We start from the raw sequence: 24,787 nt of genomic DNA, 5'->3' as shown, positions 1-24,787 counted from the left end.
AATTAACTACCAATGTCTTTTCAGAGAATAACAGAGCAGACGTCGCACTACCGTCACCTGGAGAAAATGAGTGTGCAGGAGATCCTCAGCAACATCAATCAGGAAGATAATACCGTACCCCAGGCCATTGCAAAGGCGCAACCCCAGATAGAAAAGCTGGTGACCGTCATTGCGGATAAAATGCTGGCAGGCGGCCGCCTGTTTTATCTCGGTGCAGGTACCAGCGGCCGTTTAGGCATTGTGGATGCTTCCGAGTGCCCCCCTACATTTGGCGTCCCTCACGGACTGGTGGTCGGACTGATCGCCGGAGGAGATACCGCTATCCGCCGGGCGGTGGAGTTTGCAGAGGATGACCGGGAGCAGGGATGGAAAGACCTGCAGGCATATGATATCACTTCTAAAGACGTGGTGGTAGGTATCGCTGCCAGCGGTACGACCCCATATGTGATCGGCGCCCTGAATAAGTGCCGTGAGAATGGTGTGATTACCGGCAGTATCTGCTGTAACCCTGAAGCGCCTTTGTCGGCAGCTGCGGACTATCCGGTAGAGGTAGTGGTAGGGCCGGAGTTTATCACCGGCAGTACCCGTATGAAAAGCGGTACCGCGCAAAAGCTGGTACTGAATATGATCTCAACGGCTGTTATGATCCAGTTAGGCCGGGTAGAAGATAATAAGATGGTCAATATGCAGCTGAGCAATGATAAGCTGGTAGATAGAGGCGTGAAGATGCTGATGGAGAAATTATCGCTGACTGACTATGAAAAGGCAAAAGCCATGTTGCTTAAAGCCGGTAGTGTCAGAAAGGCGATTGAAGACTATATATAGTTACGAATTTTTCCAGAAATGCAACGTTTCTATTTTTTGAATTTTAGGACGAAATTTGTAGAAACGAACATTTCAGCGTTAGAGTGACATGCACGATATAGAACCTTTTTATAACTGGCGGCACCTGTATACAGCAGAGGAAGATGAATTATCTCCTTTTTACGGAAGGGAGTACAGTGAGTTCACTTACAGCAATACTGTATATAATTATTATGTACATCCCCAGTGGGATGAGTTTGGTTCCCGGACCCTCTACATAAAGGTGCTGTTTGCCGACTATCAGTTCAACTATGCCATAATTGAGGTGCTGGGAGAATGGAATGATGCGATCGAAAATGACATCATGACCCTCAAACGTGATGTGATAGACGTGATGATAGCGAGCAAAATCAACAAATTTATACTGATCACGGAGAATGTGATGAACTTCCACTCTTCAGACGATTGTTATTATGAGGAGTGGTGGGACGATATCCGTGATGAAGGTGGATGGATCGTATCGCTCAATATGCCGGAGCAGACGAAACAGGAGTTTGTGAAAGCACACCTGGATAATTACGTTCACCTGCTGGAAGTCGAAAAATGGCGTACTTACCAGCCGCAACATCTTTATACCCTTGTCGACAATACAATGATGCGTCGGCTTGAATAGGCTCCCCGAACAAAGGGTAGCCTTCTTTGTTTAATTTCCATGTATGAGAAACGATTGGGCGCTAACTGTCAGGTTAGCCCCGGTAGATTGTCAGCAGCTGCATAAGCTGATGCCGGCAGAAACAATCAGCTGGCCCTCAATTGGAAACCAAAAACTGAGAAATATCATTTGGTTTTAATTTTTCCTGCGCTAAATTTGCGCGATATATTCGAATTATTATCATATCATCTTTAAGGAAGCTTAGAATTTAACTTATGAAGTGGTCACAGTTCTTTAATACCTCTATCGGTAAAAAATTATTAGTGGGTGCTACCGGCCTGTTCCTGTGTAGTTTTGTAATCGTGCACCTGGCTGGTAATCTCGCATTACTCAAAAACGATGAGGGCGAAGCTTTTAACACTTATGCCGCATTCATGAGCCACAACGGCCTGATCCAGTTCATCGCCTGGGGATTGAAGATCGTTATTCTTATCCACGCTATTCTTGCTTTTCAACTCACATTCCGTAACAGAGCTGCACGTCCTGTAAAGTACGCTGTCAATCCTGGTAACCAGACTTCATCCTGGTTCAGCCGTCAGATGGCTATTATGGGTAGCATCCTGTTCGTGTTCCTGTGTATTCACCTGAAAGATTTCTGGTGGATGATGCACTACGGTGAAATGGTTGAGAAAACTTACCCTGGTGAAACCCACCCTGTAAGAGATCTGTATGAAGCAACCCGTGTTGCTTTCGAACAGGGCTGGCTGGTTGCGGTTTACGTAATCGGTATGGTTGGCCTGTCTTTCCACCTGATCCACGGATTCAAGAGTGCTTTCCAGACTTTCGGTCTGAATCATGTAAAGTACAATGGCCTGATCAATTTCGTAGGCGTTTGGTTATTCGGGGTGCTCATTCCAGTTGGTTTTGCCATCATCCCTCTCTGCATTCATTTCAAATTAGTTTAGTAAAGTAAAGTAAGGATATATGTTGAACTCAAAAATTCCTGCCGGTTCATTAGACAAGAAATGGGAAGATTATAAAGGCCATTGTAAGCTGGTAAACCCGGCTAACAAGCGCAACATGGAAGTGATCATAGTGGGTACCGGTCTGGCAGGGGCTTCTGCCGCTGCATCTCTGGGAGAGTTAGGCTATAAAGTGAAGGCTTTCTGCTTTCAGGATAGCCCACGCCGTGCGCACAGTATTGCTGCGCAGGGTGGTATCAACGCTGCAAAGAATTACCAGAACGACGGTGACTCCGTGTTCCGTCTGTTTTATGATACTGTAAAAGGTGGCGACTACCGTGCCCGCGAAGCAAACGTGCATCGTCTGGCAGAAGTGAGTGGCAATATCATCGACCAGTGCGTGGCTCAAGGTGTTCCTTTCGCCCGCGAATATGGTGGATTACTCAGCAACCGCTCTTTCGGTGGTACTCAGGTACAGCGTACCTTCTACGCTGCCGGTCAGACCGGTCAGCAGCTGCTGCTAGGCGCATACTCCGCACTGGAACGCCAGGTAGCTTTAGGTAACGTAACCATGTACAACCGTCATGAAATGCTTGAAGTGGTAACGATAGATGGTAAGGCACGTGGTATCATTGCCCGTGATCTGATCACCGGTAAACTGGAGCGTCACTTCGGCCATGCTGTACTGCTGTGTACAGGTGGTTATGGTAACGTGTTCTACCTGTCCACAAACGCAATGGGGTCTAACGTAACTGCTGCCTGGAAAGCTACCCGTAAAGGTGCTTACTTCGGTAACCCTTGTTACACACAGATTCACCCGACCTGTATCCCTGTTTCCGGAGATCATCAGTCTAAACTGACCCTGATGTCCGAGTCACTGCGTAACGATGGTCGTATATGGGTGCCTAAAAAACAGAACGACAACCGTAAAGCTGCTGATATTCCTGAAGAAGAGAGAGACTACTACCTGGAAAGAAGATATCCGGCCTTCGGTAACCTGGTACCACGTGACGTGGCATCCCGCGCTGCGAAGGAAAGATGTGATGCCGGTTATGGTGTAGGTAGCTCCAAACAGGCGGTATACCTCGACTACGCTGCTGCGATCGAACGTTACGGTAAAATCGAAGCAAACAAACGTCAGATGCACAATGCTTCTGTCGCTGAAATAACTAAACTGGGTAAAGAAGTAGTTGCTGAGAAATACGGTAACCTCTTCGATATGTACGCCAAGATCACCGGTGAGAACCCATACGAAGTGCCAATGCGTATCTATCCTGCGGTTCACTATACAATGGGTGGCCTCTGGGTGGACTATGAACTGATGACTTCTATCACTGGTCTGTACGCACTGGGTGAAGCTAACTTCTCTGACCACGGTGCAAACCGTCTCGGTGCTTCCGCACTGATGCAGGGTCTGGCTGATGGTTACTTCGTTATTCCTTACACACTGGGTAATTACCTGGCAGATGATATCAGAACGAAAGCAATCCCAACTGACCACCCTGCTTTCGTTGAAGCAGAGAAGCATGTACAGGATACTATCAATCAGCTGATGAATATCAAGGGTACCAAATCCGTAGACCACTTCCACAAGAAACTGGGCAAGATCATGTGGGATAAATGCGGTATGGCGCGTAACGAACAGGGTCTGAAAGAGGCAATCGTTGAAATTCAGCAATTGCGCGCAGAGTTCTGGAAAGATGTACGTATCCCTGGCGATGCAAACGAGTTTAACCCTGAACTGGAGAAAGCAGGCCGTGTGGCTGACTTCCTGGAACTGGGAGAACTGATGTGCGTAGATGCATTAAACCGTCGTGAATCCTGCGGAGGTCACTTCCGTGAGGAATCTCAGACACCAGACGGTGAAGCACAACGTGATGACGATAACTTTGCTTACGTAGCTGCATGGGAATATAAAGGACCTAGCCAGTTTGAGCTGCACAAAGAAGCACTTGAGTTCGTAGAATGTAAACCAACTCAACGTAGCTATAAATAATATTCACAACAGTAATAGTCCAATAGATATGGAACATTATAACATGAATCTCACACTTAAAGTGTGGAGACAGAAAAATACAAACGCACAGGGACATTTTGAAAGCTACCAGGTTCCTGGTGTTTCTTCCGAAATGTCATTCCTTGAAATGTTTGATGTGCTGAATGAGCGTCTGATCAATGAAGGTAAAGAGCCTGTTGCATTCGACCACGACTGTCGTGAAGGGATCTGCGGAGCCTGTTCCATGCATATCAATGGCCGTGCACACGGTCCTTGGGCTGGTACTACTACCTGTCAGCTGCACATGCGCGCATTCAAAGATGGCGATACCATCACTGTTGAGCCATGGAGAGCCGGTTCTTTCCCTGTAGTGAAAGACCTGACCGTTGACAGAGGTGCTTTTGACCGTATCATCGAAGCAGGTGGTTATGTATCTGTAAATACAGGTAATGCACAGGATGCTAATAATATCCTGGTTCCAAAAGATAAAGCTGACGCAGCATTCGCAGCAGCAGCATGTATCGGTTGCGGCGCCTGTGTAGCAGCTTGTAAAAACTCTTCAGCTATGCTGTTCGTTTCTGCGAAAGTATCCCAGCTGGCATTACTGCCACAGGGTCAGCCTGAAAAGAAATCAAGAGCGCTGAACATGATCGCTCAGATGGATAAAGAAGGTTTTGGTAGCTGTACCAACACCGGCGCCTGTGAAGCGGAATGTCCGAAAGAAATTTCCCTGACAAATATTGCACGTCTGAACCGCGAGTACATTGCCGCTGGTCTCAGCTATGAAAAATAGCAGTTGTCAAGATTGTATTGGTGAATACCATGATCCCCTTCGTTCTTAACGAGGGGGATTTTTTTTGTATATTGTTTATGTTAAAACCCTTCAGCACTCAAATTTTACGTTATGACAGACAACTCCAGGAGAAAATTCCTCCGTGACCTCGGAGGTACAGCCGCCTTGCTGGGCGCCGGTTCATTGGCCGCATTCGGGAAAGAGCAGGTACATCTGCTGACACCTGACACCCGCATCTCTGCCAACGACAAAATCCGCATCGGATGCATTGGTATGGGCATTATGGGCTTCGGGGATGTGGAAACCGCCCTCAAAGTACCCGGTGTCGAATTTGTAGCCGCCGCCGACCTCTATACCGGGCATCTTGATAAGGTGAAGGAAGTTTATGGAAAAGATATTTTCACGACCCGTGACTACCGTGAACTGCTCAACAGAAAAGATGTCGACGCTGTGATCGTCGCCACGCCCGACCACTGGCATGACACTATCTCTATCGATGCCATGGAAAAAGGGAAAGCCGTGTACTGCGAAAAACCAATGGTGCAGCAGATTGAAGAAGGGCATAAAGTGATTGCCACACAACAGCGCACAAAGGCCGTTTTTCAGGTGGGTAGCCAGCGGGTAAGCAGTATAGCCCTCCTGGAGGCAAAGAAGCGCTACGAGGCCGGAGAAATAGGTCAGCTGAACGTTGTGGAAGCGCGTATGGACCGTCATGACGCATTAGGCGCCTGGCAATACTCCATCCCGCCGGATGCCACTCCCGCCAATGTGGATTTTGACACCTTCCTGAAAGATACCGCCAAAATACCTTTTGATCCCGTACGCTTCTTCCGCTGGCGCAATTATAAAGCCTACGGCACCGGTATCCCGGGCGACCTGTTCGTACACCTTATTTCCGGTCTGCATTTTATCACCGGCTCCCTGGGCCCGGAACGTATCTACGCCAGCGGTAACCTGGTACAGTGGAAGGACGGACGTGATGTACCGGATGTGGTAGTGGCTATATTCGATTATCCGGAGACCAAAACACACCCGGCTTTCCAGATGACCTTACGTGTAAACTTCGCCGATGGCGGCGGGGGAGGAGAATTTACCCGCTTTATCGGTACAGAAGGCGTACTGGAACTGGGCTGGGATGATTTTAAGATCAAAAAACATAAGCTGTCCCAGGCGCCCGGTTATGGTGGATGGGATACCTGGAATACCTTTACCAAGAGTACCCAGGACGCTTATGTGAAGCAATACAACGAGAAATACCCGGCTGACCTGCGTAAACCTGCCCAGCGCTCTGAAAACGCCTATGCGGCTCCGCAGGGCTATGACTCCCGTAAAGACCATTTTATCAACTTTTTTGAGTCTATGCGGACAGGCAAAGCGGTCGTGGAGGATGCCACCTTTGGCTTACGTGCAGCGGGTCCTGCATTGGTTACCAATGAAAGTTATTTCAGTAAAAAAGTGGTACACTGGGATGCGCAAAAAATGAGAATTGTGTAACAGTATATGTATTACATTCGTAGCCTCAATTTATCACCTATGAGGAAAGCCGCTGCATTTATCATGATGTTGTCAGGCATGGGCCTGTTTGCCTGTAAGGAAAATAAGAAAAGTATGTCAGCCGAAATTAAAACGATAAAGCCGCCGGTAGCGGAACAGAGAGATACGACAATGACCATTCACGGAGACGCCAGGGTAGACAAATACTACTGGATGAACGACCGGAATGACCCCGAAGTGATCAGTTATCTGACAGCGGAGAATAACTATCTCGATACCATCATGGAACCGCATAAGGAGCTGAGAAAGAAGTTGTACGAAGAGATGCGGGGCCGTATCATGGAAACTGACGCCAGCGTGCCTTATCTGAAAAACGGGTACTACTATTACAGCCGTTACGAAACAGGAAAGGAATATCCTATCTACTGTCGTAAAAAAGGCAGTCTGGAGGCTACGGAAGAAATCATCCTCAACGTGAATGTACTGGCGGTTGGGCATCAGTACTACCAGGTAGGCGCTATATCAGTCAGTCCGGATGCACAGTGGCTGGCTTATGGCGTAGACACGGTAAGCCGTCGTAAATACACCATCTACATCAAGAACCTGCAGACAGGTGAAGTACTGGCAGATGCTATTCCGGAAACCTCCGGCAGCGCAGCCTGGGCAGGCGATAACAAGACCTTTTTCTATACAGTTAAAAACCCGGTTACACTCAGGGAAGAACGCGTGATGCGCCATGTAACAGGAACGGATGTACAGGCTGATAAGGAGATCTTCAACGAGAAAGATGAAACCTTCTATGTGGAAGTACAACGTTCTAAATCCGGTAAGTTCATCATGATAGAGAGCAGCAGCACTGTATCAACGGAATACCGCATCCTCGATGCGTCTAAACCTGATGGCGCTTTCCGTATTTTCGAACCACGCAAACGTGATCATCTTTATGAGATCGATCATCAGGATGATAAATTCTATGTTGTAACCAACTGGGATGCGGTGAACTTCAGACTAATGGAATGCGGACTGGAAAAGACTGCCCGTGAGAACTGGAAAGAGGTTATTGCACATCGTGCCGATGTACTTTTACAAGGTATTGAACTGTTCCGTCATCATATGGTGCTTAGCGAACGCAAAAATGGTCTGACACAACTGCGGGTGATCAACTCCCAGACAAAAGAAGACCACTACCTGCAGTTCGAAGAACCCGCTTATGTAGCTTCTGTTTCGATCAATCCTGAATTTGATACAAAGACACTCCGTTATTCTTATACCTCCATGCAGACGCCGGTATCTACCTACGACTATGACATGGATACAAAGAAAACAGAGCTGCGTAAAAGACAGGAAGTACTGGGTGGCTATGATCCCAAAAACTACGTAACAGAACGTCTGTATGTGACTGCGAGAGATGGGGTAAAAGTACCGGTATCACTGGTGTATAAAAAAGGATTCGAGAAGAATGGTAAGATGCCGCTGTTATTATACGGATATGGTTCCTATGGTTATAGCATAGAGCCGGGATTCAACAGCAACCGTTTAAGTTTGCTGGACAGAGGTTTTGCTTATGCCATCGCACATATCAGAGGTGGTGAGGAAATGGGCAGACAATGGTATGAAGACGGTAAACTGTTCAGGAAAATGAACACCTTTAACGACTTCATTGATTGTGCCGAATACCTGGTGAAAGCGCATTACACTGACAGTTCACATCTCTATGCAATGGGCGGCAGCGCCGGTGGCTTATTGATGGGCGCTATTGTGAATATGCGTCCGGGCTTGTGGAATGGCGTAATCGCAGCAGTTCCTTTTGTAGATGTGATCACTACGATGCTGGATGAAAGTATTCCTTTGACGACAGGCGAGTTTGACGAGTGGGGTAATCCGAAGAAAAAGGATTACTACGACTATATGAAAGCGTATTCTCCTTACGATAATGTAAAGGCACAGGCCTATCCGAACATGCTGGTGACGACAGGGCTGCATGATTCACAGGTGCAGTATTGGGAGCCTGCGAAATGGGTAGCTAAACTCCGTGAACTGAAAACGGATAATCATATGCTACTCATGCATACCAATATGGAAGCCGGTCATGGTGGCGCTTCCGGCCGTTTTAAAGCGCTGGAAGATGTCGCATTACAATATGCGTTCCTGTTGGATCTGGAAGGAAAGTGAATTCAATTAGGAATTAGGAATTAAGAATTAAGAATTATCAGAAAGAGCGTCTCACCCAAAGGTGGACGCTCTTTCTGTTATAAGGTAGTTTAGCCTTCGTAAATTGAATCAGTATGTAGTTAAAGGCCCTCTTATTTCGTCAGACTAACCAATTCCTAATTCCTAATTGATCATTCCTAATTCGCCCGTCAGGGCGCTATGTATTCTGTCTTCACCGTCTCCCCCAAAAAGATCTCCGTCTGTTTCTCAAAGATCACCGGATCATCCGTAGTGAAATATTTCCTTCCGCCATTCTTACTAAGACGCACTTCCATCTCAGGATGACGATGGAGATAGTCTTTCAGCCCATGTGCGACGATCTTACCCTGAGAAAGCAGGGTAATGCCTCCCGGCAGGAACTGTCTGATCTTCTTAGTGAGAATAGGGTAGTGGGTGCAGGCCAGTACCAGCGTATCGATATCCGGTGCATCGGTAAGGATCTGGTCCAGGTATTTTTTAACAAAGTAGTCAGCACCTTCACTGTCGGCTTCTCCGTTTTCTATGATGGGTACCCACATCGGACAGGCCAGCTGGTGCACCTTTACATGTGGGAAGAACTTGTTGATCTCTATCGGGTAGGACTCGGAAGCGACTGTACCTTTGGTAGCAAGAATACCTACTTCGCCGCTTTGGGTCAATGTACCAACCATTTCTGTGGTAGGTCTGATCACACCCAGTACCCGGCGGTCGGGTGCTATACGCGGGAGATCTTTCTGCTGGATGGTGCGCAGGGCACGTGCAGAAGCCGTATTACAGGCAAGGATCACCAGCGGACAACCCATGTCAAACAGGTGTTGTACACATTGCAGCGTATAAGTATGAATCGTGTCAAAGCCACGGTTACCGTAGGGTGCACGGGCATTGTCACCAAAATAGATATAGTCGTATTGCGGCAGTGTAGCCACAATCTCTTTGAGTACGGTCAGTCCGCCGTAACCTGAATCAAACACACCGATAGGTCCCGTCATTGATCATCCTTTTTTTTCATGAGGCCCTGGCCGGTGAGGTCGTATATTTCCTGGATGTTGTGCAGGATACCTTCAAAGTCAATTTTGAGATCGATCAGGTTACCGGTATAAAGGTCGTATACCCAGCCATGTACGACAGGGTAGCCTTTATTTACATAGGATTGCTGTACAGCGGCTGTTTTAATTACGTTGATACATTGCTCCTGTACGTTCAGTTCTACGAGTCTGTTAAAGCGGGCGTTGGGCTCTTCGATAGCGTCCAGCTCCTGACGGTGCAGGCGGTATACGTCACGGATGTTGCGGAGCCATGGATTCAGAAGTCCCAGGTCGGCGGACTGCATAGCGGCTTTTACGCCTCCGCAGTTATAGTGACCGCAGACAACGATGTGTTTTACGCTGAGATGGCGTACAGCGTAATTGATCACCGACATCACGTTCAGGTCCACGCTGTTAACGAGGTTGGCGATGTTGCGGTGTACGAATACTTCTCCGGCATCCAGGCCCAGGATCTCGTTGGTTGGTACGCGGCTGTCGCTGCAACCAATGTACAGATAATCGGGATTCTGTTCCTTTGCCAGCTTTTCAAAAAAAGCCTTGTCTCCGGCAGTCTTATTGGCTACCCAGAGACGGTTATTCTCGAAGATTTCATCGTAACTGGTCATGACGTATGCAGTTTAAGTTAAGGTTATTCGATTCGTATAATATTTCCTGATAGGAAGGTAAAGATAAGTAAAGCGGTCATAACTGTTTCAACAGTCGTAGTCTGTAGGCATTCATAGCGCTCTTACCCAGTTTGTCGGTCAGCCGGTGATTCACATAAGCGCCTACAGCTGCGCCGATTACAGGCATTAATTGCAGCAATTTGGCGACATCCAGGTAATCCCGGTATTGCTGCTGGAAGTTACGCCAGTCAAAGGCGTGGATATCTTCCGGCAGGTCCCGGCTGTAATTGTCCCAGTCAGCAATGAGGGGATAGAGTTTATTACGGAAATCCTGTGTGGAAAAGGTGATGAAAAATATGTGAAGAATGAATAGCCGCTCTTTATAGTCGTCTGTGTTGTAGCCGTAAAGGGCGGCAAGGTCAAACAGCATTTTCATTTTGATAGTCAGAAAGAGGGGGAAATCGGCCAGTCCTAAGAGAATACCACCGGCGCCGGTCAGAGCTCCTTCGGTAGCGGCGGTTGTTTTATAGAATTCAATCCTGGAACGGACCCTGCTTTCCCTGACGGCCAGGTCATGTTCGTAGACCGGCGCCGGACTGGTAAAGCCGGCGCCTGAGATCACGCCCCTGGTCATTTGTTTGATGGCGGCCGTCATGGCACGGTGTACCTTCTCAGGAATGACCTTATTGATCTTTTTCTGGACCCCGCGGGTGAGTCTGCCCGGCAGGCTAATGCCGCGCTGCATGGCCTTCTGCCATGTTCTGAGGTCCTTATTGACCTGTTGCATATAAACGTCCATAGAGAGATTATTACAAAGAATAAACCACAAAACAGGAAAACCCGGAACATTTAGTAACTTTGCGCCTTAAATTTCTTTAGCCAGCATGATCAGTGTTAAAAACGTATCGCTTTCTTTCGGAAAAAGGGTGTTGTTTGATGAAGTTAACCTCAATTTCACCAAAGGTAACTGTTATGGCGTGATAGGCGCTAACGGAGCCGGTAAATCCACTTTTCTCAAGATATTATCCGGCGAGATCGACGCTACCAAGGGTACCGTTGAGATCACTCCGGGTGAACGTATGAGTGTTCTGAAACAGAACCACTTCGAATTTGATGAGGTTACGGTACTGAACACAGTACTGATGGGTAACAAGAAGCTGTGGGAAATCGCTCACGAAAGAGATGCGATCTATGCCAAAGCTGATTTTACCGAAGAGGATGGTATGCGTGCCGGTGAGCTCGAAGCTGAGTATGGCGAAATGGGCGGATACACTGCCGAAAGTGATGCAGGGGTATTGCTGGGCGACCTGGGTGTAAAAGAAGATGTACAAAGTCTCCTGATGAAGGACCTGAGTGGTAACCTGAAAGTGCGCGTGCTCCTGGCACAGGCCCTGTTTGGTAACCCTGATATACTGCTGCTGGATGAGCCTACCAACCACCTGGACGTTGAAACGATCGGTTGGTTGGAGAACTTCCTGGCTGATTATGAGAACATTGTGATCGTAGTATCGCACGACCGTCACTTCCTGGATGCGGTTTGTACCCATGTGGCTGACGTTGACCGCGCTAAGATCCAGATCTTCTCCGGTAACTATAGCTTCTGGTATGAGTCTTCACAGCTGATGGCCCGTCAGATCGCCGATAAGAACAAGAAAATGGAAGATAAACGTAAGGACCTGATGGACTTCATTGCCCGATTCAGTGCCAACGCTTCCAAAAGTAAACAGGCGACTTCCCGTAAAAAGGCCCTGGAAAAACTGGTTATCGAAGATATCCAGCCTTCCAACCGTAAATATCCTGGTATCATCTTCAAGCAACAGCGCGAAGTAGGTAACCAGATCCTGAATGTGGAAAAACTGGAGAAATCCATTGAAGGTAATACTCTGTTCAGTAACGTAACTTTCACCGTGAATAAAGGTGATAAGATCGCGTTCCTGGCCAAGGAACACCTGGCCCTGACCACTTTCTTCGAAATCATCAATGGCGAACAGCAGGCTGATGGTGGTAAATATGAGTGGGGTACTACCGTTACCTCCGCTTATCTGCCAAACGATAACGCCGAGTTCTTTAAAGATCCCTCCCTGAACCTGATGGACTGGTTACGCCAGTTCGTGCCACCACACGTTACTGACGTGGATGAGCCGTTCCTGCGTGGCTTCCTGGGTAAAATGCTGTTTAGCGGTGACGAGATCATGAAGAAAACCAGCGTATTGAGCGGTGGTGAGAAAGTTCGTTGTATGACCAGCCGTATGATGCTGCAGGATCCTAACGTAGTGGTGCTGGACGAACCAACCAACCACCTTGACCTGGAATCTATCCAGTCTTTCAACGAAAGTATGATGAACTTCAAGGGTATCGTACTGTTCACTACCCATGACCATACCTTCATGCAGTCAGTAGCTAATCGTATCATCGAGATTACGCCTAAAGGTATTATCGACAGACTGATGAGCTTTGACGAATATCTGGCTGATGACAGGGTGAAAGCACTGAGAGAAGAGATGTATGGTGAAAGAGTAGCGATTTCTTAATCAGCGCTTCAGAAGCATAATTATAAAAAGAACGGGTTACAAAGGATGTATAGTCTTTTGTAACCCGTTCTTTTTCAGGGAATAGGGTAAGTTATCCACAAAAAAACGGTTACAGCGGAATCACTCCATTGTAACCGTTTTCTTTTTCGGGAAAGGCGCTCCCGTATATATAAAAGTTAAGACAAATAATCTTTGATCTGCTGCATTTTTACTGAATCCAGGGGCTTGGTGATGTAAGCCTTCAACTCTGGTGTACGTTTTACTTTCTGCATATCGCGCATATCGATAGAGGAAGAACACATGATGATAGGGATCTGCTGACTCAGGCTGGATTTGATATCACGGTAGGCTTCGATAAAGTCCCAGCCATTCATGCGTTGCATGTTCATATCCAGGATGATCAGGGATGGCAGGCGCTGGTTATCAGGTTGTTGTAAACGGGCCAGCGCATCTTCCGCACAGAGGAAGGATGTCACCTTGAGCTGATCGTCCTGTTGCTCGAACAACTTTTTCAGAATGAAATGGAATATTTCATCGTCGTCAACAACATACACCTGTTTAGTGTTTTCCGCCATAAATACCTGATTTTGCGCAGTTAGTATTCTAACAACCTTATAATAACATTAGGGGCAACATTGTATGCAAGCTGATGTAATCCCCGGTTTTCACATGATACAATCGGATGCAAATAAACAATAATTAATTATGATTTTATATATGAATATAGGGCAATAACTAATTGTTAACAAATTTAGAAAAGGAGCAGGGTAAATGGTTGTGTTTGCAAAGGAGTCCTCATAAACGAACAAAAAAATCCCGGATGTCTGTTTCCAGTAAGGAAAATGACATCCGGGACGTATATATCAGAAGTGACTATTAGAAAAGTCCGCCTTTTTTCAGCGTTACTTTACCGGAACCAATTTTATAACCATCGTGATAGATTTCAACAGCATAATCGCCTGGTTTGAAATCTGAATTCTGTTTCCAGTCCATAGATACTGATTGCTTCTGACCGGTAGCATAGTTTACAGTTTTCTTGGCAGTGTATAATTTCTCAGTGCCATCTTCCAGTGTAAATCTGCCGGAACCCAGTGCTTCAACAGCCAGTGGAGAACCATCAGGAGAAGTGATAGAAACGTACAGTTCTTTATCGCCGGTTGGAGCGATTCTGTTTTCATCCAGGTCAAAAGTTACGCGCATCATATCAGCACGTTTAGCCTTGGTCGTTTCCACTTCTTTGCCGTTCTTTTTCAGGTTGATCGGCTGCAGGTGAATGTTGGATGCGTGTAATACGGAACCCAGGTTCACCTTTTTGTCCAGGCTGTCTCTCTGAGTGGTTACTACATCTCTTTCTTTACGGGCATTATCGCGTTCGCCGGTCAGAACGATTTTCTCACCTTCCAGGCGTTCGATTGTTTCCGTATAGCCTTCGATGTTTCCTTTCAGTGTTTCGATCAGGCGACGTGCTTCAGCCAGTTCTTTGGAAGTTGCGTTTTTGTTGGACAGGATACCCTGAATCCTGGATTTCATGTCCGCAATTTCCTTATCTTTTGTTTTTACAAGGCTATCCATGCGACTGTTCTGGGAGATCAGATCATCCAGACGTGCATTTGCGGCATTATATTCCTGTTGTAAAGCATCTCTTGATGTAGAGATGGAATCTATCTGTGTTGCCTGTTGAGCAATTTGATCGGTAGTTTTATTTTTGTCATACAACATATAGATCCAGGTACCGGCCAATGCTGCAATCAAAATACCATATATCAGACCATTACGGCTTCTAGGTTTTTCAGGTCCAGGGGATCCTGCCGCAGGCTTGTTAAAAGTGTTCTCAGTCATAGTCGTTTTTGTGTTTTATAGTTAATTGTTATATGGTTAAATCTTGTTATGCAAATGTAATTGTTAAAAATACTTTATTACAAAAAAATATAAACCGTACAAAATAGTGCTACCGAATATATCTTTAGATCAGTTACTGTTGCTTGATATTGAGACAACTCCTGCTGTAGCGACTTTTAATAATTTACCTGACAATATGCAGTCGCTCTGGACGGACAAAATTGCAAAAACTTTGCCAGAATCAGGGGACGCGACAGAAGCATACGCAGAGCGGGCAGGGATCTATGCCGAATTCGGCAAAATTGTTTGTATTTCAGTGGGTTTCTTTTACGTGGAAAATGGTCGTTATCAGCTTCGTATAAAATCCATCCATGGTGACGATGAAAAAGTTTTATTAAACAGTTTTTTAGAATTAGTAAATAAATTTCATACGAAGTTTCCACGATTTCAGTTTGCCGGGCACAATATCAAAGAATTTGATATTCCTTTTATTTGCAGGCGATCTGTCATTCATCAGCTATCTTTGCCGCTGCCTTTACAGATACACGGCTTCAAACCCTGGGAGCTGCCTATGTTGGATACCATGCAGTTATGGCGTTTCGGAGATTTTAAGAATTATACTTCCCTGAAACTGCTGACGGCAATCATGGGTATTCCGACACCAAAAGACGATATTGACGGTAGTATGGTAGGCCGGGTATACTGGCAGGATCATGACCTGGATAGAATAGCCAGTTATTGCCAGAAAGACGTGGTAGCCGTAGGGCAGCTGCTGATGCGCTTCAAGGGAGTACCTCTGCTGGAAGCAGAAGACGTAGTATATACAAAATAACAAAGCATGGAATATCAGGATATTATAAAAGACTGGAAGCAAAAGAAGTTCCGCCCTCTCTACTGGCTGGAAGGGGAAGAAGATTTCTTCATCGATCAGGTCAGCAATTATGCAGAACATCACCTGCTGGATGAAGCGGAAAGAGGTTTTAACCTGACCGTCCTGTATGGTAAAGACACGGATTGGAGTACGGTGATCAACGCCTGCCGCCGTTATCCGATGTTTGCCGAAAGACAGGTCGTGGTACTGAAAGAAGCCCAGTCAATGAAAGATATCCTGAAACTGGAGGCATATGTCGATAATCCCTTGTCTTCCACTGTTTTCGTGGTGGCGCATAAGCAGGGTAAGATCGATGGGCGCAGCAAGATGGCTAAACTGATCAAGGAAAAGGGCGTGTTGTTGAGTACCAAGAAGATGTATGATAACCAGTTGCCTGCCTGGGTAGATGCCTTTGTCAGCAGCCTGGGTAGGGCTATTTCTCAGAAAGCAGGTATCCTGCTGGTTGATCATATCGGTAACGACCTGTCCAGGATGGCCAATGAAATAGAAAAACTGCTGGTTAACCTCGCGCCCGATAAGAAGATAGACGAGAATGATATTGAGAAATATGTTGGTATCAGTAAGGAATATAATGTGTTCGAACTACAGAATGCCCTCGGACAGAAAGATATCTCCAAAGTAATGCGCATCATCGGTTATTTCGCGGCCAATCCTAAAGCCGGTCCTATCCAGATGGTACTGCCTGCCCTTTATAATTTCTTCAGTAAAATGAGTATGGTGTTTGGCGTAAAAGGGGGAGAAAAGGAGATTGCAGCCGCTATAGGCGTCCATCCCTTCTTTGTGAAAGACTATGTCAACGCTGCCCGTCAATATGGCCTGGAAGGTACAGAAAAGGCCATTCTGCTATTACATGCCTATAACCTCCGCAGCATTGGTATCAATGACAGCGGGGTAGAAGACGGTGAACTGATGAAGGAATTAGTGTATAAACTGATGTATTGATCAGGATGCCAGCACTGTCCTGGCTTCCTGGCTATCTTTATGCATCTGGGCGACCAGTGCATCGATATTGTCAAACTTCTGGTTGGCCCTGATATAGCTGATCAGCTCTACTCTTATGACTTTGTCATAAATCTCCTCACTGAAATCAAAGATATGCGCCTCCACCCGGAGGTCAGCGCCGTTAAAAGTAGGACGGGTGCCTATGCTCATTACCCCGTTCAGAGGGGTACTTTGTTTGTCCAGATAGACCCTGATAGCATAAATACCTTCTACCGGTATGAGTTTACGGACATCGGACACAGCTATATTAGCCGTAGGGAAGCCCAGTTGACGACCCATCTTATCTCCGTGAATCACAGTGCCTTCTACGAAATAGGGATAACCCAGTAATTCATTGGCCAGCTGGATATTGCCCTCCTGCAGACTTTTACGGATCTTGGTGGAGCTTACTGCCAGGTCATGTACGACCTGCTGAGGTATTTCTATCAGCCGGAAGCCATATCTGTTCTGCTCCGCTTCCAGTAGTTCGAGTCCGCCTTCGCGGTTATGTCCGAAACGGTGGTCGTAGCCGATGATGATGGTATGTGGGTTGAACTGCTCTATGAGGAATTCTTCCAGGTAAGCCTGGGCTGAGAGTTCTGAGAATTCGCGGGTAAAAGGAACGATCACCAGGTGGTCTATCCCTTCTTTTGACAGCAGTTCGATCTTTTCATCGAGGGTAGTCAGCAGTTTTACGGGAGGACCGCCGGGCTGCAATACTTCCCGCGGATGCGGATCGAAAGTAATAATCACAGTCTCGCCGTCACAGGCGGCTGCCGTTTCCTGTAATTGCTGTATAATATAACGATGGCCGCTGTGTACGCCGTCGAAAGTTCCGATAGTAATAACCGCCTGCCTCAAAGCTGGCAAATGGGTGAGGTCCCTGTGTATCCGCATAAAATGCCTGTAAACGATCAAAATCCTATGCAAATTACAACATTTAGATATCAGATAAGTAGCTAATCAGTTACTTTTGCAGCAGATTGTTAATTAATAAAATTATCTGGTGGATCAGAATATCTACGCGCAGCGCGGCGTTTCAGCCGGAAAAGAGGATGTGCACAATGCTATTAAGCATATTGACAAGGGACTGTTTCCGAAGGCTTTCTGTAAAATAGTGCCCGATATCCTGGGCGGACAGGAAGAATATTGCAATATCATGCATGCTGACGGAGCCGGCACCAAATCCTCCCTGGCTTATACTTACTGGAAAGAAACAGGTAACCTGGACGTATGGAGAGGCATTGCCCAGGATGCTATCATCATGAATATTGATGATCTGCTTTGTGTGGGCGCTACCGAAAATATCCTGCTCTCTTCCACTATCGGCCGTAACAAACAGCTGATCCCGGGTGAGGTAATTGCAGCGATCATCAACGGTACAGAAGAGATCCTGGAAGAACTGCGTAATCATGGTATCAGCATTCACTCTACCGGTGGCGAAACCGCAGATGTGGGTGACCTGGTGCGTACCATTATCGTGGATTCAACTGTGACCTGCCGTATGAAAAGATCCGAAGTGATCTCTAATCATACTATACAGGCGGGTGATGTGATCGTCGGACTGTCTTCCTACGGACAGTCATCTTACGAGAAATCTTACAACGGCGGTATGGGTAGCAATGGGCTGACCTCTGCACGTCATGACGTATTCAATAAACAAGTGGCCGGGAAATATCCTGAAAGCTTCGACCCGGGTATTCCTGCTGATCTGGTATTCAGTGGTAAAAAAGCCCTGACAGACAAAATCGATGTTCCTGGTTTTGGTCAGATAGATGCTGGTCGTCTGGTATTATCACCAACACGCACTTATGCACCGGTGATCAAAAAGATACTGGAAGCCTATCGTTCCCGCATACACGGAATGGTGCATTGTAGTGGTGGTGCGCAGACAAAAGTTTTGCACTTCATCGACAACCTGCATGTGATCAAAGATAACCTCTTCCCGATCCCGCCATTGTTCCAGCTGATCCAGGAACAGTCAGGTACCGGATGGAAAGAGATGTACCAGGTATTCAACATGGGGCACCGTATGGAACTTTATGTACCGGAGGAGATCGCGGCAGATATTATTAAGATCAGCCAGGGCTTTAATATCGAAGCACAGATCGTAGGCCGTGTAGAACCTGCCGCTGTTAAACAGGTGACTGTACGCAGTGAGAAAGGTGAGTTTGTCTATAATTAATAGTAACTCCTGTTATAAAAAGAAGCGGCCCGTCCGGAAGGACAGGCCGTTTTTTTTACTTTAGTTGTATTTTGTGAAATTTAGTCCATAAGTACAAATTTGATAGGCAGCGTGAAAGCGACGGACACCGCCTGACCATCCTGCTTACCAGGATTCCATTTGGGCATGGAAGATACCACACGGATGGACTCCTCTTCTAATCCGTCACCATGTACATTGCCGACTGTTTTTGCGTTGCTCACATTTCCTTCTGAATCTATCACAAAGCTGACGAATATGGTGCCCGTTGTGCCATGGTCCTGTGCTTTCTTGGGATATCTGATGCTGCTGCCCAGGTATTTTGACAGTGCGTCCATTCCACCAGGATAAGTAGGAGGATCACTGACGAATGAATATACTTCATGATCTGCCGGGGATACAGCAATTGATTTTGTCACATCGACAATATTTTTTGCGTTCAGGTCCAGGTCCCGCTGGCAACCGATAACGAAGCCCAGTCCCAGTACGAGTGGAATAACGATGATTCTTTTCATGAGTGAATAATTTGAACGTTGGGTAAACAACATGAGTATACGACGTTTGACAGGCGCTTGTCCGAAGGTGTTAATCATCAGCGGCAACCTGGTTTGCAGGGTTACCTGCAGGAGTGTGCGGGCATAATCTTCTGCCTCACTGTCTTCCGTAGCGGCTTTGTCAGCCAGGAATTCATGTACCATGCTCAGTTCTTTTCTCAGCAGGTAGAAGAAAGGGTTGAACCAGCATACGGCACATACCAGCTGCATGAACAACTTTTCTCCCGTATGGCCTCCACGTACGTGTTCCAGTTCGTGCTTTAGTATCTGACGGCCTTCCGGACTATCCTTTGTAGCCTCTTCTGCCCAGAATATGCTGCCAAAGAAGGAGAAGGTAGATTTTACCTGTGGATGATGAATCAGCTGGTAACCATTAAAGGTTGTTTTTTCTCCTTTACGTATCAGTCTTTTGACGAGGATCCAGTTACTGGCGATATTGGCCAGTAATAGTAATGTAATGAACAGGTAAATGCCTGCTGGTATCCAGGATGTGAGATCCAGTCCGGCTTTCTGCATATTATCGGCTACATACCCACAGACAACGATCATATTTAACTGCTGCGATGTTATAGGGGTGGTATTCATAGAAAACTGCAGGGTGGGTATCAGCAGAGAAGCGATGACAGCCAGCAGAATAAAGGCTCTGTTCCAGCGGTGGAATGAATTGTTTTTCAGTACGAGGGCATAGTAGCCGTACAGGATGCCCGAACAGAGGAGCATTTTTATAACGTAAGGAAGGAATGCGTTCATGGTTGTTCTTTTTTAGCGTTTTTGATTTGTTGGAGCAGTTGCTCCAGTTCGTTAACACTGAGATCTTTTTCTTTTACGAAGAAGGAGACCATGTCTCTGAAGGAGCCGGAGAAGTACCCTTTTACGAAGTGCTGCATGGTGTTGCGGCTATATTCGTCTTTACTGATCAGGGCAAAGTACTGGTAGGATTTGCCGAAGGCTTTATAATCTACAAAACCTTTGTCCTGTAAAATTTTGATCAACGTGGATACCGTATTATAATGCGGTTTTGGTTCCGGCATGAGGTCTATCAGGTCTTTTACAAATGCCGGTCCTGCTTTCCAGAGCGCCTGCATTACCTGTTCCTCTGCTTTGGTAAGTGTTTTTACAGCTGTCATATCGGTAGCATTAAGTTACTGCTCCTAAGGTATAACTAGTTTTTTAGTTTACAAACTATTTTTTTAGTTAATGCAGGGAAACGATATTTACAGGGTTTATTGATGGTCTGATATTGCTTAGATATTCATTATCCTACGTTCATCCTACGTTCATGAACGTAAGATGAACGTAGGATAATGAATATCTAAGCGGCATTTGAGCAATAACAAATAGAGAAGTGGTAAGAAAGAACCTTGCATACTGACCGCATTATATGTTATAAATAGCTATTTTTGTTTTGACTAAACCCATACGGCAGAAATGACAGAACAACCGATTATACAATTATCCAATGTGAATATCTACCAGGGAACTTCCCTGATCCTTGCTGACGTGAATATTACGGTGAACAAAGGAGAATTTGTATACCTGATAGGCCGTACGGGAACCGGTAAATCCAGTCTGCTGAAAACGCTTTACGGAGATCTGTCACTGAAAGAAGGGGCCGGTCAAGTAGTGGGTTTTGATCTGAAAAAGATGGACTGGAAGAAAGTGCCTTATCTGCGTCGTAATCTGGGGGTAGTGTTCCAGGATTTTCAGTTACTGACGGACAGGACGGTGCAGGACAACCTGAAGTTTGCTTTGAAGGCGACGGGTTGGACGGACAATAAGAAGATGGAGGAGAAGATCAATGATGTGCTGGATAAAGTGGGATTGAACACAAAAGGTTTTAAAATGCCTTATGAACTGAGTGGCGGTGAGCAGCAGCGTGTGGATATCGCCCGTGCGATGCTCAATTCTCCTAAACTGATCCTGGCGGATGAGCCGACCGGTAACCTGGACCCGGAAACTTCTGACGGCATCATGCAGTTGCTGTTCAGGATCAGCAGGGAAGAAGGGGCTGCCGTTGTAATGGCCACACATGATTATATATTATTACAGAAATTCCCTTCCAGGGTATTACGAACCGAAAATGGCAAGGTGACTGACCACGCAAGTGTTACCTTTGTATAACGACCACGGCTTTTTTCTTATTTAATATATAAAGGGGTAAAGACGAGTTTGTATCAGTTTGATTACCAATCTACTTCAGCCTTGAGAAGCAGGGGCTGCCGGGTAGCAAAACTGGGGAGACCTGTCTTTTAAGGTAAAATTTTTATGAAATTGTTAATTCACAATATTTGATTTACCTTTGCCCCGGAAAAATAGCGACTAAATAAACCTTTATCATTTTATTATTTATTAAAGATGTCTTACTTAACTGTTGAAAAGAAAGCCAATATTTTTAAAGAATTTGGTGGAAGCGAGAAAAATACCGGCTCTGTAGAAGCGCAAATCGCCCTGCTGACTGAGCGTATCAACAGCATTTCCAGTCACCTGAAAGAAAACAAAAAGGACTTTTCTACACACCGCGGTTTGATGAAAATGGTAGGCCAGAGAAAGCGTTTGCTTTCCTACCTTTCTAAAACTAACCTCACAGGCTACCGTGCACTGCTTGAGAAATTAGGTCTCAGAAAATAGTTGTAACTTTTTTATAGCGCTATTCCCAACTTATAAGGTTGGGAATAGTTTTTTTTTAGGTATACCATTTTAATCTTCTCTTTTTATGAATCTGACACCTATCTCAGTTAATTTCGATATAGGAGATGGCCGGATCGTGACCATTGAAACTGGTAAGTTAGCCCGCCAGGCAGATGGCGCCGTTACGGTTCGTCTGGGCAATTGTATCCTGTTGGCTACGGTTGTTGCAGCAAAAACTCCAAAACCCGGACAATCTTTCTTCCCCCTTACTGTTGATTACCAGGAAAAATTTGCTTCTGCAGGACGTATCCCCGGTTCATTCTTTAAACGCGAGGGTAAACTGTCCGATTATGAAGTGCTGATTTCACGTTTGATCGACCGCGCACTGCGCCCACTGTTCCCTGATGACTATTTTTGCGAAGTACAGGTACTGGTTAGCCTCATCTCTTCCGATCCGGAAGTGATGCCGGATGCACTGGCCTGCCTTGCTGCTTCTGCTGCACTGGCTGTTTCTGACGTGCCTATTCAGGAGATTATTTCCGAAGTAAGAGTGTCCCGCATCGACGGACAATTAGTTATAAATCCGAACCGTACTCCGCTGGAAAAAGCAGACATGGACTTCATCATTGGTGCTACTGAAAAGAACATCATGATGGTGGAAGGTGAAAGTAAGGAGTGCAGTGAGGAAGATATCATCAAAGCTATCGAAGTTGCACACGAAGCTATCCGCGTACAGGTGAAAGCACAGGAAGAACTCCGTGAGAAAGCCGGGGTAAGCGGCAAACGTGAATTCGAAAAGCCATACGCAAATGAGGAGTTGAAAGCAAAAATTGCTGCATTCGCTCAGGAACGTATCCTCGCCGTAGCAAAATCCGCTTCTGCAAAACACGATCGTGCAGATGCTTTCGATAAAATCAGCGAAGAGCTGGTAGAACACCTGGGTGAGCTGCCTGAAGAAGATGCTCCACTGGTAGGTAAATATTTTCATAGCCTGGAAAAAGAAGTGATTCGTAACATGATCCTGGATCAGTCCGTTCGTCTGGACGGTCGTAGCCTGGACCAGGTTCGTCCGCTGGCCATGGAAACAGATATCCTGCCTTCTCCACACGGTTCTGCACTGTTCACACGTGGTGAAACCCAGTCCCTGACCACAGTAACCCTGGGTACACCGGATGATGAACTGCTGAGCGAAAGCGCCGCAACTTCAAAATATACTAAGTTCATACTCCACTATAACTTCCCTCCGTTCTCTACAGGTGAAGTAAAACCAATGCGCGGTCCCGGCCGTCGTGAGGTAGGTCATGGTAACCTGGCAATGCGCTCCCTGAAGCAGATGATGCCAGGAAGCGAATATGCTTATACCGTGCGTGTAGTATCCGATATCCTCGAGTCTAACGGTTCCTCTTCTATGGCGACCGTATGTGCTGGTTCCCTGGCACTGATGGACGCAGGTGTTCCTTTGCCTAAACACGTTTCCGGTGTGGCAATGGGTCTGATCTCCCGTGCCAGCGATGGTAAATGGGCAGTACTGACAGATATCCTCGGTGATGAAGATCACCTGGGTGATATGGACTTCAAAGTAACTGGTACCCGTGATGGTATCTGTGGTATCCAGATGGATATCAAGGTAGATGGTCTGAGCATGGATGTAATGCGCAAAGCACTGGAGCAGGCACGTAGCGGCCGTCTTCACATCATTGACGCCATGTACACTGCTATGCCAGCTGCACGTCCGGAACCAAAACCACATGCTCCACGTATGGAGAAACTGATCATCGACCGCGAATTCATCGGTGCTGTGATCGGACCAGGTGGTAAAGTAATTCAGGAAATTCAGCGTGAAACCGGTACTAACATCAACATCGAAGAAGTTGGTGAAACCGGTGAAGTAAGCATCTTCTCTGCACAAAAAGAAGGGCTGATGAAAGCGCTCGAGTGGATCAAAGGTATCGTAGCCGTGCCAGAGATCGGTGAAACTTATGAATCAACTGTTAAGTCAGTAATGCCTTACGGTGCATTCGTTGAGTTCCTGCCTGGTAAACAAGGTTTGCTGCACATCTCCGAAGTATCCTGGAAACGCCTGGAAACAATGGAAGGTGTACTGACTGAAGGTGAAAAGGTAAAAGTGAAACTGGTAGGTACTGATCCTAAGACCGGTAAGTTCAAACTGAGCCGTCGTGTACTGATGCCAAAACCAGAAGGTTATGTAGAAAGACCTGAAGGTGACCGTGGCGACAGAGGTGATCGCGGTGACAGAGGAGATAGAGGTGACAGAGGCGATCGTGGTGATCGTGGTGGCCGTCCTCCTTTCCGTGGTGATCGTAATGATCGTGGCGGAGATCGCGGTGGTGACCGTGGCGATCGTCGTGGTCCACGTGATGGTGGCGACAGCCGTGGCGATCGTGGTCCTCGTTTCACACCTCCGGAAACAGAAACTCCACAGGAACCAATGTTCGATGAAGAATAGTCTTGCAAACAGACTAAAACATATAACAGCCGCTCTGTACGAAAACAGAGCGGCTTCTTTTTTGCAGCTATTTTATAAGTGAGTATATAACTGCCTACCTTCCGGAGTTGTTATGTTGTATCTTACTACCGTATTAGCACATAATTTTTC

22 protein-coding genes are annotated in these 24,787 nt (G+C 46.4%); 14 read left to right on the top strand and 8 right to left on the bottom strand.

Annotated features, from left to right (window positions below; all coding sequences use genetic code 11):
• The first annotated feature begins 12 nt into the window (after positions 1-12).
• From murQ to CPIN_RS39110, 7 genes are all read left to right on the top strand, one after another.
• On the top strand, positions 13-825 hold the full coding sequence (murQ, locus tag CPIN_RS32335) for an N-acetylmuramic acid 6-phosphate etherase (protein ID WP_012794105.1): 813 nt from the start codon (positions 13-15) through the stop codon (positions 823-825).
• An 88-nt stretch (positions 826-913) separates the two neighbouring features.
• Positions 914-1,477 carry a hypothetical protein gene (locus CPIN_RS32330; RefSeq protein ID WP_012794104.1) on the top strand — a complete coding sequence of 188 codons (564 nt, stop codon included), beginning with the start codon at positions 914-916 and terminating at the stop codon, positions 1,475-1,477.
• A 254-nt stretch (positions 1,478-1,731) separates the two neighbouring features.
• Complete coding sequence (locus CPIN_RS32325) at positions 1,732-2,421, top strand: succinate dehydrogenase cytochrome b subunit (RefSeq protein ID WP_012794103.1); 690 nt, start codon at positions 1,732-1,734, stop codon at positions 2,419-2,421.
• Positions 2,422-2,440: 19 nt separating this feature from the next.
• Entirely contained in the window at positions 2,441-4,414 is a 1,974-nt protein-coding gene (locus tag CPIN_RS32320) for a fumarate reductase/succinate dehydrogenase flavoprotein subunit (protein WP_012794102.1), read from the top strand.
• Positions 4,415-4,442: 28 nt separating this feature from the next.
• Positions 4,443-5,207: a succinate dehydrogenase/fumarate reductase iron-sulfur subunit gene (locus tag CPIN_RS32315; protein WP_012794101.1), complete on the top strand. Its 765-nt coding sequence runs from the start codon at positions 4,443-4,445 to the stop codon at positions 5,205-5,207.
• Between the two features lie 111 nt (positions 5,208-5,318).
• Positions 5,319-6,701 carry a Gfo/Idh/MocA family protein gene (locus tag CPIN_RS39115; RefSeq protein ID WP_012794100.1) on the top strand — a complete coding sequence of 461 codons (1,383 nt, stop codon included), beginning with the start codon at positions 5,319-5,321 and terminating at the stop codon, positions 6,699-6,701.
• A gap of 39 nt (positions 6,702-6,740) precedes the next feature.
• The gene (locus tag CPIN_RS39110) at positions 6,741-8,873 is read left to right on the top strand and encodes a S9 family peptidase (protein WP_044220230.1); all 2,133 of its coding nucleotides are present in this window, start codon (positions 6,741-6,743) and stop codon (positions 8,871-8,873) included.
• Between the two features lie 188 nt (positions 8,874-9,061).
• On the opposite strand, the gene murI is transcribed toward CPIN_RS39110, so the two are convergent.
• From murI to CPIN_RS32290, 3 genes are all read right to left on the bottom strand, one after another.
• Positions 9,062-9,880, bottom strand: coding sequence for a glutamate racemase (gene murI, locus CPIN_RS32300; RefSeq protein WP_012794098.1), 819 nt, complete (start codon positions 9,878-9,880; stop codon positions 9,062-9,064).
• Positions 9,877-10,542, bottom strand: coding sequence for a carbonic anhydrase (locus CPIN_RS32295; protein ID WP_012794097.1), 666 nt, complete (start codon positions 10,540-10,542; stop codon positions 9,877-9,879). Before CPIN_RS32295 ends, murI begins: the two co-directional genes overlap by 4 nt.
• 76 nt (positions 10,543-10,618) lie before the next feature.
• Positions 10,619-11,341, bottom strand: coding sequence for an EcsC family protein (locus CPIN_RS32290; protein WP_012794096.1), 723 nt, complete (start codon positions 11,339-11,341; stop codon positions 10,619-10,621).
• Between the two features lie 85 nt (positions 11,342-11,426).
• On the opposite strand from CPIN_RS32290, the gene CPIN_RS32285 reads away from it, so the two are divergent.
• On the top strand, positions 11,427-13,073 hold the full coding sequence (locus CPIN_RS32285; RefSeq protein ID WP_012794095.1) for an ABC-F family ATP-binding cassette domain-containing protein: 1,647 nt from the start codon (positions 11,427-11,429) through the stop codon (positions 13,071-13,073).
• Between the two features lie 176 nt (positions 13,074-13,249).
• Here CPIN_RS32285 and CPIN_RS32280 read toward each other — a convergent pair whose 3' ends face one another.
• Entirely contained in the window at positions 13,250-13,648 is a 399-nt protein-coding gene (locus tag CPIN_RS32280) for a response regulator (RefSeq protein WP_012794094.1), read from the bottom strand.
• 301 nt (positions 13,649-13,949) lie between these two features.
• Positions 13,950-14,912 (bottom strand): DUF8428 domain-containing protein, encoded by a 963-nt coding sequence (locus CPIN_RS32275; protein ID WP_012794093.1) that lies wholly within the window; start codon positions 14,910-14,912, stop codon positions 13,950-13,952.
• 106 nt (positions 14,913-15,018) lie between these two features.
• On the opposite strand from CPIN_RS32275, the gene CPIN_RS32270 reads away from it, so the two are divergent.
• Entirely contained in the window at positions 15,019-15,744 is a 726-nt protein-coding gene (locus CPIN_RS32270) for a ribonuclease H-like domain-containing protein (protein WP_012794092.1), read from the top strand.
• A 6-nt stretch (positions 15,745-15,750) separates the two neighbouring features.
• A complete protein-coding gene (gene holA / locus CPIN_RS32265; RefSeq protein WP_012794091.1) occupies positions 15,751-16,746 on the top strand; it encodes a DNA polymerase III subunit delta in 996 nt (331 codons plus the stop codon).
• Here the strand turns inward: holA and CPIN_RS32260 are convergent, their stop codons facing one another.
• Positions 16,747-17,682, bottom strand: a complete 936-nt coding sequence (locus tag CPIN_RS32260; protein ID WP_012794090.1) for a bifunctional riboflavin kinase/FAD synthetase — start codon at positions 17,680-17,682, stop codon at positions 16,747-16,749.
• A 109-nt stretch (positions 17,683-17,791) separates the two neighbouring features.
• On the opposite strand from CPIN_RS32260, the gene CPIN_RS32255 reads away from it, so the two are divergent.
• On the top strand, positions 17,792-18,970 hold the full coding sequence (locus tag CPIN_RS32255; protein ID WP_012794089.1) for an AIR synthase related protein: 1,179 nt from the start codon (positions 17,792-17,794) through the stop codon (positions 18,968-18,970).
• 80 nt (positions 18,971-19,050) lie between these two features.
• Here the strand turns inward: CPIN_RS32255 and CPIN_RS32250 are convergent, their stop codons facing one another.
• Positions 19,051-20,292 (bottom strand): M56 family metallopeptidase, encoded by a 1,242-nt coding sequence (locus CPIN_RS32250; RefSeq protein ID WP_012794088.1) that lies wholly within the window; start codon positions 20,290-20,292, stop codon positions 19,051-19,053.
• Positions 20,289-20,669, bottom strand: coding sequence for a BlaI/MecI/CopY family transcriptional regulator (locus CPIN_RS32245; RefSeq protein ID WP_012794087.1), 381 nt, complete (start codon positions 20,667-20,669; stop codon positions 20,289-20,291). Before CPIN_RS32245 ends, CPIN_RS32250 begins: the two co-directional genes overlap by 4 nt.
• A gap of 301 nt (positions 20,670-20,970) precedes the next feature.
• Here CPIN_RS32245 and CPIN_RS32240 point away from each other — a divergent pair, with 301 nt between their 5' ends.
• The 3 genes from CPIN_RS32240 (at position 20,971) to CPIN_RS32230 (ending at position 24,637) form a co-directional block, all read left to right on the top strand.
• The gene (locus CPIN_RS32240; RefSeq protein ID WP_012794086.1) at positions 20,971-21,663 is read left to right on the top strand and encodes a cell division ATP-binding protein FtsE; all 693 of its coding nucleotides are present in this window, start codon (positions 20,971-20,973) and stop codon (positions 21,661-21,663) included.
• 234 nt (positions 21,664-21,897) lie between these two features.
• The gene (gene rpsO / locus CPIN_RS32235) at positions 21,898-22,170 is read left to right on the top strand and encodes a 30S ribosomal protein S15 (protein ID WP_012794085.1); all 273 of its coding nucleotides are present in this window, start codon (positions 21,898-21,900) and stop codon (positions 22,168-22,170) included.
• Between the two features lie 85 nt (positions 22,171-22,255).
• Positions 22,256-24,637, top strand: coding sequence for a polyribonucleotide nucleotidyltransferase (locus CPIN_RS32230; protein WP_012794084.1), 2,382 nt, complete (start codon positions 22,256-22,258; stop codon positions 24,635-24,637).
• The last annotated feature ends 150 nt before the right edge of the window (positions 24,638-24,787 follow it).

Source organism: Chitinophaga pinensis DSM 2588, assembly GCF_000024005.1.
Classification (GTDB): Bacteria; Bacteroidota; Bacteroidia; order Chitinophagales; family Chitinophagaceae; genus Chitinophaga; species Chitinophaga pinensis.
This window is presented reverse-complemented; position numbering and strand designations above follow the sequence as displayed.

Excerpts from the sequence above, each read along its gene's own strand:
- CPIN_RS32295 (WP_012794097.1), bottom strand. The coding sequence starts at position 10,542 with ATGACCAGTTACGATGAAATCTTCGAGAATAACCGTCTCTGGGTAGCC.
- CPIN_RS32240 (WP_012794086.1), top strand. The coding sequence starts at position 20,971 with ATGACAGAACAACCGATTATACAATTATCCAATGTGAATATCTACCAG.
- CPIN_RS32285 (WP_012794095.1), top strand. The coding sequence starts at position 11,427 with ATGATCAGTGTTAAAAACGTATCGCTTTCTTTCGGAAAAAGGGTGTTG.
- CPIN_RS32275 (WP_012794093.1), bottom strand. The coding sequence starts at position 14,912 with ATGACTGAGAACACTTTTAACAAGCCTGCGGCAGGATCCCCTGGACCT.
- CPIN_RS32250 (WP_012794088.1), bottom strand. The coding sequence starts at position 20,292 with ATGAACGCATTCCTTCCTTACGTTATAAAAATGCTCCTCTGTTCGGGC.
- CPIN_RS32245 (WP_012794087.1), bottom strand. The coding sequence starts at position 20,669 with ATGACAGCTGTAAAAACACTTACCAAAGCAGAGGAACAGGTAATGCAG.
- CPIN_RS39115 (WP_012794100.1), top strand. The coding sequence starts at position 5,319 with ATGACAGACAACTCCAGGAGAAAATTCCTCCGTGACCTCGGAGGTACA.
- CPIN_RS39110 (WP_044220230.1), top strand. The coding sequence starts at position 6,741 with ATGAGGAAAGCCGCTGCATTTATCATGATGTTGTCAGGCATGGGCCTG.
- CPIN_RS32230 (WP_012794084.1), top strand. The coding sequence starts at position 22,256 with ATGAATCTGACACCTATCTCAGTTAATTTCGATATAGGAGATGGCCGG.
- murI (WP_012794098.1), bottom strand. The coding sequence starts at position 9,880 with ATGACGGGACCTATCGGTGTGTTTGATTCAGGTTACGGCGGACTGACC.
- CPIN_RS32290 (WP_012794096.1), bottom strand. The coding sequence starts at position 11,341 with ATGGACGTTTATATGCAACAGGTCAATAAGGACCTCAGAACATGGCAG.
- CPIN_RS32260 (WP_012794090.1), bottom strand. The coding sequence starts at position 17,682 with ATGCGGATACACAGGGACCTCACCCATTTGCCAGCTTTGAGGCAGGCG.
- holA (WP_012794091.1), top strand. The coding sequence starts at position 15,751 with ATGGAATATCAGGATATTATAAAAGACTGGAAGCAAAAGAAGTTCCGC.
- CPIN_RS32330 (WP_012794104.1), top strand. The coding sequence starts at position 914 with ATGCACGATATAGAACCTTTTTATAACTGGCGGCACCTGTATACAGCA.
- murQ (WP_012794105.1), top strand. The coding sequence starts at position 13 with ATGTCTTTTCAGAGAATAACAGAGCAGACGTCGCACTACCGTCACCTG.
- rpsO (WP_012794085.1), top strand. The coding sequence starts at position 21,898 with ATGTCTTACTTAACTGTTGAAAAGAAAGCCAATATTTTTAAAGAATTT.
- CPIN_RS32315 (WP_012794101.1), top strand. The coding sequence starts at position 4,443 with ATGGAACATTATAACATGAATCTCACACTTAAAGTGTGGAGACAGAAA.
- CPIN_RS32280 (WP_012794094.1), bottom strand. The coding sequence starts at position 13,648 with ATGGCGGAAAACACTAAACAGGTGTATGTTGTTGACGACGATGAAATA.
- CPIN_RS32320 (WP_012794102.1), top strand. The coding sequence starts at position 2,441 with ATGTTGAACTCAAAAATTCCTGCCGGTTCATTAGACAAGAAATGGGAA.
- CPIN_RS32325 (WP_012794103.1), top strand. The coding sequence starts at position 1,732 with ATGAAGTGGTCACAGTTCTTTAATACCTCTATCGGTAAAAAATTATTA.